Origin of the sequence: Nostoc sp. (assembly GCF_036917555.1) — a bacterium.
In the GTDB taxonomy this organism is placed as follows: Bacteria; Cyanobacteriota; Cyanobacteriia; order Cyanobacteriales; family Nostocaceae; genus Nostoc.
This window is the reverse complement of the sequence record NZ_JBALDD010000073.1, coordinates 23,121-41,020: the sequence shown is the minus strand read 5'-3', so window position 1 is coordinate 41,020 and position 17,900 is coordinate 23,121. Positions and strand designations below refer to the sequence as shown.

13 protein-coding genes are annotated in these 17,900 nt (G+C 41.1%); 5 read left to right on the top strand and 8 right to left on the bottom strand.

The window, feature by feature from the left end; all coding sequences use genetic code 11:
- Positions 1-86: 86 nt before the first annotated feature.
- Positions 87-386 (top strand): hypothetical protein, encoded by a 300-nt coding sequence (locus V7K60_RS28275; protein WP_334930524.1) that lies wholly within the window; start codon positions 87-89, stop codon positions 384-386.
- On the opposite strand, the gene V7K60_RS28270 is transcribed toward V7K60_RS28275, so the two are convergent.
- Positions 346-1,791: a RecQ family ATP-dependent DNA helicase gene (locus tag V7K60_RS28270; protein ID WP_334930522.1), complete on the bottom strand. Its 1,446-nt coding sequence runs from the start codon at positions 1,789-1,791 to the stop codon at positions 346-348. The two genes, V7K60_RS28275 and V7K60_RS28270, sit on opposite strands and share 41 nt — an antisense overlap.
- A 154-nt stretch (positions 1,792-1,945) precedes the next feature.
- Here V7K60_RS28270 and V7K60_RS28265 point away from each other — a divergent pair, with 154 nt between their 5' ends.
- Entirely contained in the window at positions 1,946-2,383 is a 438-nt protein-coding gene (locus V7K60_RS28265) for a GNAT family N-acetyltransferase (RefSeq protein WP_334930520.1), read from the top strand.
- Positions 2,384-2,515: 132 nt separating this feature from the next.
- Positions 2,516-4,972 carry a HEAT repeat domain-containing protein gene (locus V7K60_RS28260; protein ID WP_334930518.1) on the top strand — a complete coding sequence of 819 codons (2,457 nt, stop codon included), beginning with the start codon at positions 2,516-2,518 and terminating at the stop codon, positions 4,970-4,972.
- Positions 4,973-5,140: 168 nt separating this feature from the next.
- On the opposite strand, the gene V7K60_RS28255 is transcribed toward V7K60_RS28260, so the two are convergent.
- The 4 genes from V7K60_RS28255 to V7K60_RS28240 form a co-directional block, all read right to left on the bottom strand.
- The gene (locus V7K60_RS28255; RefSeq protein ID WP_334930516.1) at positions 5,141-5,821 is read right to left on the bottom strand and encodes a SnoaL-like polyketide cyclase; all 681 of its coding nucleotides are present in this window, start codon (positions 5,819-5,821) and stop codon (positions 5,141-5,143) included.
- A gap of 154 nt (positions 5,822-5,975) precedes the next feature.
- Positions 5,976-6,218: a hypothetical protein gene (locus V7K60_RS28250; protein WP_334930514.1), complete on the bottom strand. Its 243-nt coding sequence runs from the start codon at positions 6,216-6,218 to the stop codon at positions 5,976-5,978.
- Between the two features lie 74 nt (positions 6,219-6,292).
- The gene (locus V7K60_RS28245) at positions 6,293-7,897 is read right to left on the bottom strand and encodes a 2-isopropylmalate synthase (RefSeq protein ID WP_334930512.1); all 1,605 of its coding nucleotides are present in this window, start codon (positions 7,895-7,897) and stop codon (positions 6,293-6,295) included.
- Between the two features lie 102 nt (positions 7,898-7,999).
- Entirely contained in the window at positions 8,000-8,521 is a 522-nt protein-coding gene (locus V7K60_RS28240; RefSeq protein ID WP_196517317.1) for a LabA-like NYN domain-containing protein, read from the bottom strand.
- 738 nt (positions 8,522-9,259) lie between these two features.
- Between V7K60_RS28240 and V7K60_RS28235 the strand changes: the two genes are divergently transcribed.
- Positions 9,260-11,632, top strand: coding sequence for a CHASE2 domain-containing serine/threonine-protein kinase (locus V7K60_RS28235; RefSeq protein WP_334930510.1), 2,373 nt, complete (start codon positions 9,260-9,262; stop codon positions 11,630-11,632).
- A 316-nt stretch (positions 11,633-11,948) separates the two neighbouring features.
- On the opposite strand, the gene gorA is transcribed toward V7K60_RS28235, so the two are convergent.
- A complete protein-coding gene (gorA, locus tag V7K60_RS28230; protein ID WP_334930508.1) occupies positions 11,949-13,292 on the bottom strand; it encodes a glutathione-disulfide reductase in 1,344 nt (447 codons plus the stop codon).
- A gap of 330 nt (positions 13,293-13,622) precedes the next feature.
- Complete coding sequence (locus V7K60_RS28225) at positions 13,623-15,944, bottom strand: NB-ARC domain-containing protein (RefSeq protein ID WP_334930506.1); 2,322 nt, start codon at positions 15,942-15,944, stop codon at positions 13,623-13,625.
- A 265-nt stretch (positions 15,945-16,209) separates the two neighbouring features.
- On the opposite strand from V7K60_RS28225, the gene V7K60_RS28220 reads away from it, so the two are divergent.
- Complete coding sequence (locus V7K60_RS28220) at positions 16,210-17,055, top strand: peptidoglycan-binding domain-containing protein (RefSeq protein ID WP_334930504.1); 846 nt, start codon at positions 16,210-16,212, stop codon at positions 17,053-17,055.
- A 97-nt stretch (positions 17,056-17,152) separates the two neighbouring features.
- On the opposite strand, the gene V7K60_RS28215 is transcribed toward V7K60_RS28220, so the two are convergent.
- Positions 17,153-17,812 (bottom strand): exonuclease, encoded by a 660-nt coding sequence (locus V7K60_RS28215; RefSeq protein WP_334930501.1) that lies wholly within the window; start codon positions 17,810-17,812, stop codon positions 17,153-17,155.
- Positions 17,813-17,900: the final 88 nt, after the last annotated feature.

Genomic DNA, 17,900 nt, shown 5'->3' with positions numbered 1-17,900 from the left:
TCTTTTATACTCGGCGACGAGTCTTTGATAGCGGTTCCCATTCAGACGTGGTACAACATTATATCGCGGGGTGTAGGGGCACGGCAGTGCCGTGCCCTACGGCTGTACCTAAGACAAACGAGAAGCGCTATATACTCGTGAATGAGTCTTTTATACTCGACGACGAGTCTTTGATACTCGACGACGAGTCTTTGATACTCGCTGATGAGTCTTTGATACTCGCTGACGAGTCTTTGATACTCGTGAATGAGTCTTTGATACTCGTGAATGAGTCTTTGATACTCGTGAATGAGTCTTTTATACTCGGCGACGAGTCTTTGATACTCGTGAATGAGTCTTTTATACTCATTTACGGCAATTGTCACAATGTCCGCAACGCAAGTTAGCTGCTTCTTTGTCAAAACCAAAGGCATTTAACAAAAACTGCCAACGACACTGCTTAGTTGTTAGGTATTGCTGCATCTGTTTAGCGGCGTGTAATTGCGTCGCTGGCTGATTTACCGCTTTTTGCCCAATGGTGTAATGAAAAGGGTCAAGCCAGTTTAGCTGACCGTTGCTATGGAGTAAAGCTAGCGCCGTTGCACCTTCAGGAAATTGTCGCGTCACTACATTCACTTCTCCCTGTTTTGGTAATTTTTTCACAAGTTGCTGCGCTATTTGTTGTTGCGATCGCATTTGCTCTTGAAAAAATTCCTGTCTTTGCTTATCCCCTGAATCTAACCACCCCGTAGGTTCACTCACCAATGTTAACGCCTCTGCCGGTTTCCCATCCCTTCCAGCCCGGCCAATTTCTTGCACATATTCAGATAACAAATGTGGCGCGTGAAAGTGGGCAACCCAGCGAACATCTGATTTATTTATCCCCATGCCAAACGCACAGGTACAAACCACAAATGGTATTTTACCACTTAACCAGCTTGCTTCTACTTCACGGCGTTCGGTTGCACCCAATCCTGCGTGATAACTAGCTGTGGCATAACCCATGTCTGCTAACCATTCAGCTAAATCTTCGCTATCTCTCCGAGTGCGAACATAAACCAATCCCGATTGTTGCGGTCTATTTTGAATAAACTTTAATAATTGTTGTTTCCTACCTCGTGGTGTCCAAGCGATGCGGACGCTGGGATGCAAATTCGGACGGTAGGGATTCAAGCGAAAAATCTCTGGTTGCTGTAATTGTAAAACTGTTTGAATAATTTTTTGGGCTGAGGGGTCAGCAGTAGCGGTAAAAGCGGCGATACTGATTTTTGTTCCTGGTGGTTTTGATTTGAGCAATGCCGGACGCACCGCCCCTAATCTGCGATAAGCTGGGCGAAAAGTATCACCCCACTGCACTAAACAATGAGCTTCATCTAAAATCAAACCATTAATTTGCAATTGCGGGTGAGATAATCTTTCCCACACTGGTACACTTAACAAAGTTTCTGGTGACAAATACAGTAATCTTAGCTGTTGACGTTCTAAAGCTTGCAGAGTTGCACGGCGTTGAGATGAAGATAATTCACTATGTAAAAGTGCTGCTTTTTGGTGGCTTTCTCGTAGTTCCTGTACTTGATTTTCCATCAACGCCACTAAGGGCGAAACTACCAAAGTTAATCCTGTTTGTAGCAGTGCAGGAAGTTGAAAACAAATCGACTTCCCGCCACCTGTGGGCATAATAATCAGCGCATCTTTTTGTGATAGTAAACTGCTGACAATTTCTCCCTGTGGTGGACGAAAATCTTCATAACCCCAGATTTGTTGAAAAGCAGTGCGGACTTCTTGCCAAGATTTTGTTGTAGGCTGATTCATAATCAATAACTAGATGCACCCATATCCTTGAATGCTGAATATAGCCTCTGTTATCCAGCTAATGGTTCAGTAATTTCATCATCTGACACTATAAACCACTGACCCCAAGAATGAATTATAAGTTTTCAACCTCTTAAATAAAAAATGTAGCAAGATGAATGAAGAATTAAAACATCGATTTTTCATCAACACTGATAAATCTAAGTTAGATATTCAAATGATTCATGATTTTTTACAAACTTCCTATTGGGCTGAAAACATCCCATTAGCCACTGTAGAAAAGTCAATAAATAATTCTTTATGTTTTGGACTTTATGAAGATAATCAACAAGTTGGCTTTGCGAGAGTCATCACTGATTATGCAACTTCTGCGTTGTTAAAAGATGTTTTTATTTTGGAACCTTATCGAGGACAGGGTTTAGGAAAATGGTTTGTAGAATATATTTTGGAATATCCAGAATTACAAGATATTCAAAGGTGGTTGTTAGGCACAAAAGATGCTCATGAACTGTATCGCCGTTATGGGTTTAAAAATTTGACAGAACCAGAGAAAATCATGATGCGTTTAAATCCCAATGCTAATCAAGCTTGAGCAAAGCTGGGGTAAACCAGTGCGTAGGCGTAGCCTGTCGTAGACATCGCTAACCCACATTGACGGTTAGATTACAATCTAGGTATAGTTTCTCTGACTGGAGTTGTTCATCGGGTGATTCAATCCGATTCAATGACAAAGCATACCAGACAAGTATTACTTAGTGCGCTCAAGGTGGTTGTCTTATGCCTGACACTGTTCCTACTATGCACAAGCAATAGTTGGGCGCAAATCACTACTGACAGCAAAATTGCTCCCCTGATTCAGAAGCTAATAGATAACGATGCCCACATCAGTAGCATTGCGGCAGATGCATTAGTTAATATCGGTTCGCCAGCAGTGCCGTCTCTGATTGAAGCTTTGAAAAATCAGGATATTAATCTTCGCTGGCACGCAGCTTCGGTTTTAGGAGATTTGGGTGCAGAAGCAGCATCAGCAGTTCCAGCTTTAAGTACGGCATTGCAAGATGAGGATGGACAAGTCCGCCTGTACGCCACCTTAGCTTTAGGAAATATTGGTACAGCAGCCAAAGCAGCAGTTCCATCGTTAATGGCGGCATTACAAGACAAGGAGCAATTCGTTCGCATTTATGTTCCTTCTGCACTCAGAAAAATTGGTGTAGAAGCGAAAGTAGCTGTCCCAGTATTAACTGCTGCCTTAAAAGATCATAACCCCACTGTACGTTACAATTCAGCCTACGCTCTGGGTGCAATGGGTACAGAAGCAGTATCGGCTATCCCTAATTTAATTGCCCTGTTGAATGATAACCAGTTTTACGTGCGTTTAGGTGCTATCAAAGGTTTAGGAGGAATAGCGGCAGGTTTTGAGGACAAAGCAAATGCTTTACCTACCTCCAAGTTGCAGAAAGTCATCTCAGACTTTGAGCAGGTGTTGACAACTATACAAAAATACAAAGACAAATTCACAGAGACGGACATTAAGCTGATACGTCGCCCTCTCAATGCCCTGAAAGCAGAAAAAGAAACTCGCCTTTTTGATAGAGTTCTGGAATCGCTATTTAAGCATAAATTACTTTTGGGAATTGCCGCCTACGTTATCTTATTGCCTTCTATTTGGTTAATTCTCTTGCAGGTAGCCCCTTTATGGTTGTTGAAAATTAACAACGCCCTCAAACCCTACACAGATTTTTCTCTCCCATTTATCAGCGTTAATGTACCTCTGCGATATGTGCTATTTGTTGGCTGGTTTCATTACCATCCCAGAGTATTAGATGCGTGGGTAGCTAAATATATCAAAGCAGCCCGCGAACAATTTCCCAGAAAGGATACAGTTAACAGTCGCGCCTGTTACATTCCCATTCCCGTTGTTCTGGATGGTACAACAGTTCCCCAACTGATGAATGAGAATTTGCGCTCAACTTTCGAGAAACAACGTAGCTGTCTAGTAATTGGTGGGGAAGGGGGTGTAGGTAAAACCAGTTTAGCGTGTCGAATAGCTGGGTGGGCAATGGCTGAGGATGAAGACCAACAACTCTGCAAACATTTGATGTTACCAGTGCTTTTAGAAGAAGAATTTCGGGTAACGGAAGGTAAGTCGCCGCTTTTAGAAGCCATCAGAGGACAGTTGCAAGCTTTAATTGATGAGCCAGAGTCGATTTGTCAAGAATTACTGTTACGTTTGTTAAGAAAGAAACGCATTCTAGTAATTGTAGATCGGTTCTCAGAAATGAATGCCACTACACGAGAAGCAATTGAGCCGGAGTCGCCAGAGTTTCCGGTGAATGCATTGGTAATTACTTCCCGAATTGAGGAAAAGCTGGGGCGGGTTAATAAGACGATAATTAAACCCTTGCGGATTGAAGCTAATAAACTATCGTCCTTTATGGAAGCTTATCTCATGCAGCAAGGTAAACGCGATCGCTTTACTGACCAGGAATTTTTTAACGCTTGTAACCGTCTTTCTCTGATGGTCGGTCAAAATAATATCACTGTCTTGCTGGTTAAACTCTATGCTGAACAGTTAATCGCCAGTAAAGACGTTACATCTAATATTTCTGTGCTACCAGAGAATATTCCTACTTTGATGCTGGGTTATATCAATGAACTCAATCGTGATGTTACAGACGATCAATTTGATGACCGCACTGTTCATCAAATTGCCAAAACCATCGCCTGGGAATGCTTGCAGCAAAGTTATCAACCAGGAACCGCCAAGCGTGTAGATGCAGTTGCGGCATTAGCAAATTTGGGTATTGATGACCCCGAAGCACACCTCAATTATTTGGAAAAGCGCTTACACCTGATTCAAACTATCGGTTCTGCCAAAGATAGAATCCGTTTCTGTCTTGACCCTTTGGCTGAGTATCTTGCAGGTTGGTATTTAATAGAATTGTATGGCAATAACGATGGTAAATGGCGATCGGCTTTTTTCAAAAAGGCAGACGATTTAGTTAAAACAGGCGCACCAGATGCCATCAAAGGCTTGTTGTTGGCAGTGCGAGATTGCTACTTATCTGAGGTTCAAGGTAGCAAAGAAAGGGACTTTGTACCCCAAAAGTCGGGTAAACTGGCTGGGTTTACACCTTCAGTCAATACACCAGCTACTACTGTGCAAACACGAATACCATAAACGGCATTTTTCAATTTATTAAAATTTATTTGCATCCCCTTATCAGCCCTAATAATAAGTCTTCAATTACAGATTTTCGATGATTATAATTACTTAATCGGCGCTCACTGCTGTTTACTAAGAGCGCCGATTGAGTGTGCTATTCGATAGACTATAACTAAATCAACATTAGTGATTGTTCTGATTTTGGGAATGGAAAGGACAACCACCTGCCGTTAATTTCTCAAGAAAGACATTATTATCAAAATAATGCTCTAAAGACTCAATCTTCAAATCATCAGTGACGCGAGCAATACTAACTCCGACGATTTCTATTGTTTCACCTGTGGGTGTATAGTCCTTATAGGAACCATTAAATGTTCCCCAATGTCGCCATTTAAAGGTAACATTAGGTGGCCCCGAAAGGACTTCTGTTAATTCCCAAAGGAAACCATTGGGGAAGGCTGTATGAAAAACTTGAAATGAAGATTCAAAGGTTTCTGTTTCAGAGTTATATTGCTCAGTTTTACCCAAAAACAGGTTATAAGTACCTTCGGTTGCAACATCCTGAGCAGTGAATTGTTGTCCGCCATTGGTACTCATCTTAAACTTATCAGTAACAATCGAAAGCCACTGTTGAGGATTAGATTTATTAGAAGCTTCCATCTCAAAAGTGCGGACTAAGTTTTGAGCGATCGCTTCTAAAGAACCTTCTGGATGCTGAAATTTACTCTCTTGATGAAGAAATTCATTGGTGTATGAATAATCCGGGCGTTTTCCTTCTCGCCACTGTACTTCTTCATCATGAGTAATGACTATATCTCTATCTTGTACCCAGAGTGGCAATTCTGTAGTTTTTTCGCTACTCATACAAGCTGACTGATTATAAACATCGTTCTTCAGAATAAAGTTTTATGCATACAAGTAAATAGAAAAATCTAAAAAAGTAAAAAATATTCATAATCAAATCAATATTGCACAAATGCGAACACAAGCAACTACAGATGCTTCTTGAGCTAGAAACTTATCCTACTGTGTTATCAACCTCTGCAATAAAAGCCTTATAAAACAAATCTCGACGCGCCTCTTCTATAAATTGGAGGGTAATATTCTGCCACTCAAGGTGGATATTACTCTTATCAACACCAATATCTAGCCACATTTGGTAAGAGTATTTTGCAATCAGTGAATCTTCTTTGCTGGAGGCTTCTCTGATAGTGATATGTTTTTCTGTCAGCATAATTTCCAATGATTTTTTGGAACTCACAAATAACTCCTCCCCAAAGTTGGAGAGGAGTTTGTTAGCATCAGCTAAAAACTGGCAGTTTAACAGATCCGATTTCAGACTTTCTGTGCAGTTACTTCCTCTGGCTTTTCTTGAGTTTGCAAAGATGCATACAACCTATTCAACGCATTTACATAAGCTTGCGCAGATGCCACGATGATATCTGTGTTCGCTGCATGACCAGAAAACACTTTAGATTCATAACGTAAACGAATCGTCACTTCGCCAATGGCATCAATACCGGCTGTTACTGACTGCACAGAAAACTCAATCAACTGGTTGGGCACATTCACCACACGGTTGATGGCTTTGTAAACTGCATCCACTGGGCCAGTACCGATTGCAGCATCGGTTAATTCTTCACCTTCTGGGGTACGCAGGGTAACTGTAGCGGTGGGACGGGCGTTGCTACCACAGGAAACTTGTACCAACTCTACCCGGAACAAATCGGGTGCTTGTTGGATTTCATCGTTAACGATCGCTTCCAAATCCCAATCGGAAATTTCTTTCTTTTTATCTGCTACTTCTTTGAATCTGACGAAGGCTTTATTTAATTCAGTGTCTGACAGTTCAAAGCCCAATTCTTTCAACCGAGTACGGAAAGCATTTCTACCTGAATGTTTGCCCAGAACGATTTGATTGTCTGTTAAGCCAATCAATTGGGCATCCATAATTTCATAAGTGAGTTTGTTTTTTAACACACCATCTTGGTGAATTCCAGACTCATGGGCAAAGGCATTCGCCCCAACGATCGCTTTATTTGGTTGTACCAACATTCCCGTCAAATTAGAAACTAAGCGTGAGGTTTTATAAATTTGTCGGGTATCGATATTTGTCAGGGATTCTTGAGAATTTTCTGGTCTGCCGAGATAAGGGTTAAAATATTGCCGCCGCACGTGCAACGCCATTACCAATTCTTCTAGTGATGCATTTCCGGCGCGTTCGCCAATACCATTGATGGTACATTCTAGTTGCCTGGCGCCATTTTTCACGGCTTCTAAGAAGTTAGCAACTGCCAAGCCTAAATCATTATGACCGTGAACGGAAATAATCGCTTGGTCGATGTTGGGGACATTTTCGATAATGCCCTTAATCATTGCTCCAAATTCGCTAGGAGTTGTGTAACCTACAGTATCGGGAATATTAACTGTTGTTGCACCAGCTGCGATCGCACCTTCTAATACTTGGTATAGAAATTCTGGATCGGTACGAGCCGCATCCATCGGTGAGAATTCGATATCTGTCATGAAGGACTTGGCATAAGCTACCATTTCTTCGGCGATCGCTAGTACTTCTGCCCGTGACTTTCGCAATTGATACTCTAAATGTATATCAGAAGTCGAAATGAATGTGTGAATTCTGGCATTAACTGCTGGTTTTAATGCTTCAGCAGCCGCTTCAATATCTGCTTTAATCGCTCTTGCCAAACTACAAACTACCGGGCCATTTTCTGTCCCGACAATTTGAGCAATCTTCTTGACTGCTTCAAAATCTCCAGGACTGGCAAAGGCAAAGCCTGCTTCAATTACATCTACACCTAGACGCGCTAATTGCTTGGCAATAACTAGCTTTTCGTCTATATTCAAAGTCGCTCCCGGACACTGCTCTCCATCTCGCAATGTTGTATCAAAAATGATTATTCGATCTGTTTTGTTTGTCATTTGCCGTTTGGTGTTTAGTATTTAGTGTTTACTTGTGGCTTAATATATCTTCAACCTTAGTTTTTCTTTTACTCTTACTTTTGTAAATAATTGTTAAAGCTACTAACCTTCAGTTTTTTCTATTTGTTCTCTGATATCATTTAAATCTATATATCTATCAGTAGCATTGCGTAGCTCTCTCGCAATCATTCCTTCAGTTGATACTACCGTAATATGTGTATTTTTTGAGCGTAATAGTTCGATTGCTCTTTCAAAATCTCCATCACCACTGAATAATACTACTCGGTCATACTGGTCTACTGTATTAAACATATCTACAACAATTTCAATATCTAAATTCGCTTTTTGCGAGTAACGACCTGACGTATCATCATAATATTCTTTGAGAATTTTAGTTCGTACTGTATATCCTAGACTAATGAGAGCGTCTCTGAAACCTCGCTGATCTTGTGGATCTTTTAAGCCAGTGTACCAGAAGGCATTAATTAATGTTGTTTCTGATTGCTCATGTTTGAAGTATTCTAAGACTCGCCGCGGGTCAAAAAACCAGCCATTTTTTTGTTGAGCATAGAACATATTGTTTCCATCTACAAAAATAGACAGACGATTCATTGGAGAACCCATACAAATTTACACCTAATAATATATATGAATTTAGATGGAACAATAGATTATAGCAATTTTCAAATGCCTTGTTTGCTAATATCTATAACGTAGTTCTTTATCTATAGCTTTTATCCTACCTCTTTCAAGACATAAAAACGCCTGCAATATTGAAGTTGAGATCCTGGGTGTTAACCTGATTCACCTCCAGCACTGCAAGAGCCACCCGGCAATCAAAATCTATTCATAAAATTGACCCAGTAACAGCATTCATCGCTGCATAACACTAAAGTTTACTCCTAAAGAGGTATAACATAGGCTTAAGGTAAGATATAAATTAATGCCCATCTTTCAGTAAAGCTGTCAGTATCAGGACACCGTTTGTGGAGATTACCAACATTGCACCAAAAACAGAAGACAGCCTTGGGAGTGCTTCTGGTATAGCACCCAGTTAGTAACGTACTTGTTGGTTAGGTGAGGTAAAATCTTGCCACAACCAAATGCGCAGGTAGAGTATATCCGGCTCCGATCTATGAGACAATCACTACTTGTAACTCATTCAACAGAAAAAGAATAAATTAAGTAGTGCTTGAGTAAGAATTTCTTGGGGGCTGGCTCTGCCAATAAAAGTTTGTCGATAAATAAAAGATACTTTACAAATGTATAAGATTATCATTTAAGTCTTATTTCAATGTGCTTACACTAAAACGTGGTCTGAATAAATAAAAGTATTGGACTTAAATCAATCAGTAACACGATATGGCAGAAGAACCTACATCTACCTTAACTAAAAACTATGTCTCTACTGCCAAAGGACTATCAAGTAAACCAACAAAAGTGACTTCGACAGCATCTGCTCGCCACTCGCGGTGGATGGTTCGCTTAGGTCATCTACTGGCAGGCACTTGGGCAATTGGAGGCGCACTATTGAGCGCTTCTGGTGGGGAATGGGTTCAATTGATGGAAAATCAGGTGCTTTCTGGCTTTTTTCAACTGCGGGGGCCGATTGTGCCTCCAGAAGACATTGTAATTTTAGCAATAGACGATCAGTCAATATCGGTTCCCGAACAGTACTATAAAACAGATCCGAAACAGTATGCCTACTTAGAAACACTAAAATCTTATCCTTATAAACGGGCTGCATACTCCCAGGTAATCACAAAATTAATCGAAGCAGGTGCCCGCTCTGTAGCATTAGATGTAGTTTTTGACACAGCAAGCAGTTATGGAGTTACAGACGATCACCAATTCCAGGCAGTATTGCAAAAATATGGTAATAAAGTTGCCTTAGCAGCCGTCTATGAAAATTCCCAAACGCACCAAGGGTCTTTTACACAACTGACAGACCCACAACAAATGTTTCGTACAGGGTCAGTATCCATTGGCTCAGTTAATTTTCCTTTAGAAGTAGATGGAAAAGTTCATCGATTAGCGAGTGAGTTTCCCAAGTTCTTAGGTGAAGATAATTTATTTACCAAAAAGCAACTTTCTTTTGATGAAGCAGCGCTGAGGGCAGCACAAGTAAATTATCCTCGACCAAAAGGCGATCGCATTTATTTTTGGGGGTCTGCGGGTACATTTGAGCAAAAACCTTTTTGGCACGTACTCGACCCGGAAAACTGGAACAGCTATTTGCAGCAAGGAAAGGTGTTCAAAGACAAGATCGTGCTGATTGGTGCAACAGATCAGTTACATAATGATTATTATCCAGTCGCTGGTAGTAATAGCACTGAACCGATGTCGGGCGTGGAAATTCACGCCAATGCGATTGCAACTTTGATGTCAGGGAAAGCGATCGCCCCAGGAATTAATAGTCTACCATTGCAGGGTTTGTTTGTGCTAATGCTAGTGAGCAGTTCAGCCTTGATGATTAGCAGACGCAAGCGTAGTATCCATAGATTTTTCTATAGCCTCGCCCTGTCTGGCGCTTGGGGAGGAATTAGTTATGGGTTATTTGTCTATGGTCAGTTAATTCTTCCCACTAGTGTACCAATGATCGCGATCGCAATGACCGGAGTTTGCTATTTGGCAACCTCAGTCATCAGGGAAAGCATCAGAAAACGCCAATTAGTAGACATTTTTCAGAAGTATAAAACTTCACCCGTTGTCCAAGAGATTATCAGCCAACAAGATGACTTCCAACACCTAATCCAGCAACGAGATTTAGCCTTATCAGGGAAAATTTTGGCTAGACGATACAAAATTGTCAAAGTTCTCGGTTGCGGTGGATTTAGTGAAACTTACATTGCCGAAGATACCCAACGTCCTGGAAATCCGCGATGTGTTGTCAAACAACTAAAACCAGCCAACACCAAACCAGAAGGATTGCAACTTGCCAGACGTTTATTTAACTCAGAGGCACAAACACTAGAAAAATTGGGAATGCACGCTCAAATTCCTCAACTTTTGGCCTATTTTGAAGAAGATGAAGAATTTTATTTAGTACAAGAACAGATAATTGGTCATCCTTTAAATCAGGAACTTTTAGCAGGTAGAGCAATTGAAGAAATTGCAGCGATCAAAATTATCAGGGACTTATTGCAAACATTAACATTTGTCCATGAAAACCACGTGATTCATCGGGATATTAAACCCAGTAATATCATCCGGCGACACTCAGACGGAAAACTAGTTTTGATTGACTTTGGAGCTGTCAAGGAAGTCGGCATCAAACAGCTTGATCGTCAAGAGTCAACCCCTTTCACCATTGGTATTGGTACTCAGGGTTACGCACCAAGCGAACAATGTTTTGGTCGTCCACACTACAGTAGTGATATCTATGCAGTTGGCATGGTTGGGATTAGAGCCTTGACTGGTGTAGCACCCCGTGAGCTAAATAGAGATGGTGATGGGGAAATCAAATGGAGCGATGCCTACGGCGGTAAACTACGCACTCAGGTGAGTCACTCCCTAGCTAAGATTCTCAGTAAAATGGTGCTGGATGACTTCAAACAACGATATCAGTCTGCATCAGAGGCTCTTAAGGATCTTGAAGCTCTCGAAGCTCTTGACGATTTGGTAAATTTCCCACACAGGCACCATCTTCCACAAGATGACTTCTTAATGAATACTTTAGACGATTTAGGCATTCCCACAAAATCTTGCTCAGAAGGACAAGAGACTTCCAAATAAAAAATATCCAATCGCTGTGGAAGCTGTTGTTGAGTAGGGGAAGCAAAATCTGATAGTTGTATTGGATACAATAATTTGGATAATTTAATTTTTAGAGTTGCCAAAGTATAATTGGGCACGAAAATAGGGAGATGAGAAGAAGGATTTCCCCCTTCTCTGTTTGTGGCTTTTTCACTCAGCCCTGCACATGATTTTAATTTATAGCCGTAGTCACACAGATTAGGACAGTATTGATTGCTCAAAGTTTTGAAACAACTGGGTTTTGACTCAGCACTCAGCACGGGCTAAACTTTAGCTATCCGTTAACAGCACTCAGCTATAACGACAGAAATTCTTCTCCTGTCGTGGGATGAATGCCTATTGTTTCATCCAAATCTTCCTTGGTAATGCCCTTGCGAATTGCCACACCTAGACTTTGAATGATATCTGCTGCATGTTCACCCACCATGTGAGCGCCCAAAACTTGCCCAGAATCACTATTTAGCACTAACTTTATAGTGGTTGGCTCATCCTGTTTGATTAGCTGATACAACAGTGGTTGGAACTCGGTGCAGTAGGATTGTACAGATTCACCAAATTTTTCCCGTGCTTTCGCCTCCGTCATCCCCACACTAGCCGCTTCTGGACGGCAAAAAACAGCAGTGGGCACATAATCATAATTTAGTTTTTGCACCTTGTTGCCAAAAACTGTATCGGCAAAGGCAATACCTTCTGCCTTAGCCACTGGAGTCAATTGCACGCGGCTGGTGCAGTCACCCACAGCAAAAATATTGTTTTGGCTGGTGCGGCTGTATTCATCTACTTTGATTGCACCATCTTCGCCTAGTTCAACATGGGCATTTTCCAAACCAATATTCTTGGTATTTGGAGCATAACCTGTAGCAACTAAGATAGTATCTGCTGTAATTATTTCTTGGCTCTCACCAGTAATAGTCAACAAGAAACCTTCTTCTGAGAATTTAATTTCAGCAACGGTGCTGTTGGTGAATAACTTAATTCCGCGTTTAATCAAACCCTGTTGTACAGCAGAGCGAATGTCATCATCAAACCCCGATAAAATCATCTCGTCTTTTTCAATCACCGTCACCTCACAACCGAAAGCGTGCATCATGCTAGAAAATTCTACGCCAATGTAGCCGCCGCCAATAATTGCTAAACGTTTCGGCAGATAGGGTAGCTGAAACATCTCGCGGGATGTGATGGCATATTCTATACCTGGGATATTGGGCTTAAGGGGTTGCCCTCCCACAGCAATTAAAATTTTGTCTGCTGTAACTTTGCGTCCATCAATATTGATAGTATGGGCATCAATGAAAGTGACATGTTGAGAAATTAATTCAATTCCAGCTTTTTGCAATTGCTGAAAATAGGATTGGTTAACCCTGTCAATATGCTGATGTACTGACTTAATAAATAATGTCCAGTCAAAGTATGTTTGACAGTCACTCCACCCGTAACTGTGTGCGATTTGATTTTGCAGGGCGAAGTCAGCAGCGTAGACAATCAGCTTTTTTGGAACGCAGCCACGATTTACACAGGTTCCACCAATGGCTTCTTGTTCGGCAACAGCGACACGTACACCATAACTAGCTGCTTTTTTAGCTGCTGCCAATCCCCCAGGCCCAGCACCAATGACAAACAAATCATAATCAAATGTCATAAAAATCTGTTCCTTTTTCACTTTTTGGAAAGCAGAGCTATTTCATCCCTTATAGTTAGTCAGACAAAACTTCATCTACTGTCTTTGGGTGGACAATTTGGGATGAAACCAGGCTGATATGTAGCAGATTGCCGCATTAATAGTATTAGATCGAAAAGGAACAGCGATCGCCCAATCATTACTAAGTTATATTACATTTTTTTGACAAACAACGCATCTTATTTTTGGAATACTTAGAAGTGCGATCGCTGACCGTGAGGTGTAACCCATTGCCTAATTTGGGCAGCAGCCATACCAGAAAACAACTGGAAATCCGTTGTTTGCAGATAATTATGGGCAATCAAGTAAAGTTTGCATCTCCTGTGCATCCCTTGTCATTCCCAATTGCTCAAAACCATTAATAGCCTGAGTTGATAATTGGCAGGCTTTCTGGACACTTCCCCACTTTTTCTCCCAACGGGCTAGAGAACGTTGATAACGAGCTAGACGCCGTTTATTATTGCTGCTTTCGGCAACAGTTAAGCCTTTAATTAATAATTTTTGAGCTTCATCGCGATCGCCTTGTTCGATGGCAATATCAGCAAGCCAATTTTGAGCAGAATTAATCACGCGATGCCAATTAATTTTTTCTGCACTTTTCATCACATCTTGAAATAGCTTCTTTGTTAAAAAATATTCACCTTCTGAATAAAAGATTTCAGCCCGATGATAAAGCACGGGAATAAAATAGCGGATGTGCTGTCGCTCGTCTAGATTCGCCTCAATCACCAATTTTTCTTCTACCATTAGCCAGTGGCGTGCATCTGTATAATTATTCTGTCTGATTCGCAGTCTAGCCATATTTTCGGCTAAGTCAGCTTGAACGTATGAATCTGCATGGTCACGTAAAACCCAAGCCCGCTGCAATATTTCGTCTGCTTGTGTGAGACTTTGGGGTGAACACTCCCGAATTAGCAGCCAGGTTTTGCGGATCATGAATTTCACCAAAGATGACCATTCACCACGTCGTTCTGATTGTTCTATCAGCCATTGCAACCAATCGAGGCGATCGTCCCAATAAGCATAGAGATTGGCGTAGTGGTTCAAGAGCAACCACAAACCCCTAACTTCTGCATAATGGTCTTGGTTTTTACACCAATAAAGTACTGCCCGTAGATTTCCTTCCTCTTCCTTTAACCTGTTGTAATGTATCCATTTTTCCCAATCTTCTCCGCCGTAACTGTAAGCAAAATCTAGATACCATATCACCCAACGCCTCCGTGCTTCCCTCTCAAAATCTGGGTAAGCAGCTAATTGTGCTAAGGCATATTCACGAGTCAGAGAGAGCATCTCGTATCGCTTAGTCTCTGGGTTCAGATTCACTAACGAGAGTTGCTGCAAACGTACCAAGCCATTACTGACAGAATCAGGATCGGATGTCAGTCCAGCAACTTCAGCCACAGCAGCTTGGATAGGAGCGTCAGGAAAAATCGCCAATGACATGAGTAACTTGTGTGGTGGCTGTCCCTTCGTACCTTGCACTGATTGCTCAAAGCAAAAACGAGCCACATCGCCTGTAGCGGAGGCTAACTGCTCCAATACGAAGTTCAAAGAGTAGCCACTAGAAACTTGACCGAGTGCGTAGACAATAGCCAGAGGGATTCCCCCAGTGCGATCGTAGAGCAAGCTAGAGTCTTCATCTTTGATAGTTAGACCTTTCTCTTCAGCTTGTTGTTGAATCAACTGCAAACCATCATTCAGGGGCAAGTTTCGCAAACTGATTGGCAGCAGGGCAATTCGTTCGCGGGTAGTAATTACTACTTTGACGCAAATGGGTAAATTGTATAGGAATTCTATAACCTCATCCCTATCCTCTATAGTCTCCATATTGTCCACAATCAGAAGCGTTCGCTGTTTAGAAAGACATTGGCGTACACGCTCAAATTGGTCATTGGGAGGAGATTGAATAATTGTAGAGTCGTTTAAGGCATTGGCAATCACCCGAAAAATTTCGCGCAGGTTACGCTGTCCTTGCTGCCGTTGCAAAATCATATCGGGAATTAGTTCCTGTTGTTTGGCTGAAGTGAAAATAATCGCATCAAATTTAGGTGCATCAGAACTGTTTTTGTTACTAGCTTCTAAGCACACGTAAGCAGCTGCTAACACCAGCGCCGTTTTCCCTACGCCACCAATGCCATGCACTGTAATCATGTGAGCGCCATGCATCGGCAAAAGTCTTTCCAGTAGCTTTTTCATATCTGCCTCGCGCCCAATAAATTCTGTGTAGGTTGGTGATGGCAGATTGTGGGGAATAGAGGTGCTTTCGGTACTAGATGCAGCAACACCTCTGCGATATCCATGTCTCTCTAGAATGTAAATAAGGTTGCTTGACCTAACGCTGTTATCGGGTTCTCCTGTCAAAGTTTCAATGTCTCGATAGATATTGCTCAATCCCACTCTCACACCAGCGTTATCTCTGTACAAGTCCTGACTTATCTTTGTCAAGCTATACCCACATAGCAACCCAAGTAACAGGTCTTTCTTAGAATTTTGCCTGTATCGCTGTTGAATTTTAGACTCCAAATCAGTCAGTAAACGATCTATATCCCAATCCTGTAAAACCTTTTGATACCAAGCTTTAGACAGATTCCCACGCTCTGACTGATCTGACATAAATATCACCCTATTAGTTTTGTTGTTGAATGTTGTGTTAGCAACATTTTAACTAACAAAGCTTTGAGTATGTTGTATTAGTAATTTTTAAATAACAAATTTTTAACATTGTTAATTACGCTATTTAGGGTCAATTTAGTAGGCTAATTACTAAGTTCATAATTGTTGGTAACAGGCTGCGTGCAAATGCAACATCTATCCTGAAAACCAACCAAAAACTATGGCTGAATTATCGTTTTCACTTCTGACAACAAAGGAGTACTGAATGAATAAACTAATTCAAACTGTAAGTATCTTGGTTGGTTTAAAACAAGCTCGACTTTATTTTCCTGAAGAAAAACAAGTCTGTGTCTTTAATAAACTTCCGACACTTTACCGTGAGTTTACACCAAAGTCTGTACAAGAATCAATCAACGAATTGCAAGAGCGATTAAAAACTCAAGGTTTACTTGCAGAGATTACTGGTAAATTTGACTTAGAGACAGATGAGGCAGTAAAAGAATTTCAAAAAAGAAATAATCTTTTAGCAGATGGAGTGGTTGGCCCGTTGACATGGGCTTGCCTTTTGTACCCAAAACTTTCTCGGAGTCAAAAAATTAAGTCTCCAGAATTAAGGAATGCAGTTAAGGAACTGCAAATTATCCTTTATGATGAAGGCTTTTTGAAAAAAGAACCTACTAGCTATTTTGACAGTGCCACAGAAAGAGCGGTGAAACACTTCCAAAGAATTTATGGATTGAAGAATGATGGCATTGTTGGGGCAGCAACTTGGGCAGTACTACTGGGAATGCGACAAAAAATTGATAAAAGCTTTCCGAGGTTAATTTATTTTCTGTCGCCACAATCATGGTTTTTATGGGAGCAATTTTTGATGATTTGTTGCATCATATTGGGTATTTATTATAGTCCTATACCAGGTCAGACTCCTAAATTCACTACTGCTTTAGCAACTGCGTATGGACTAACCTGTGTAGTGCCTTTTTTGTTAGAAAATTTACCAATGAAGCCTTCACTTAAGCCTAGCTTATCTATCTTGCAATATGCTCCTTATGTATTAACTGGTATCTTTTGGAAACCAATTATCAATTTCTTGGGGCAATTGTTTAATTAATCATTTGGTAGTTGAATAATTGATAAGCGATCAAATTTTTGCGTTGTGCTTGTAAAAAATTGCGATCGCTTCTGTCCGAGCGTAGGCGATCGCACTTTTATGCAGCAACTGCACTGAAGAAAAATTTCAGCCGATTAAGCCATCGATGCCAGACATGAATTAGCCTTGCACGATCAAATTCAAAAATTTCTGCTTCTTCACCTGGCAAGGCTACAACGATAAGAGCATGGTTAATTTTGCTATTAAAAAGGCGATCGCTATAATACCGATTTATCGCACCACCATAAGCAGCTAGTTGTAAAGCCTTGTCATAAAGCTTATCAATTCTCAGTTTTGGTTCCTCGGCTGTAGTCCATTCAATTAAATGGGGAACACCTTGATAACGAGCAACTAAATCAACTTTCCCGGCGTAAAGTTCCTGATAGTTAGGCACAACTTGCTCAACCAGTTGAACATCGCTAAGTTTGTTTAACACAGATTGAACGCTATCCCAATAAGGCTGAATCAGGCTGCTGTCAGGTTTGGGCGAGTAACCTTGCAGGTGTTCTTTAATCAATTGATGTAAGGCATTTCCTCTGTGACGGCTGTTAGCAGCGATTCGATTTGCTTCTGCATCGCCAACTTTATTACGCCAATAGGAAAGGGCGGCTAGAGACTTTGGTGGCTGTGTCGCTTTTAAAACTGTGGTGACAGCAGGAAGAAGAACGCCACCATTGCCTTGATAGTAGCATCGTCCGTTGATGTAGGTAAATTTCATAAACTGTTCATGATTAATTACTACATCAACTTTTGCGTTAGCCTAGTACACAAGTAATACACATGCTGTGAGTCTTTGTGACTATATC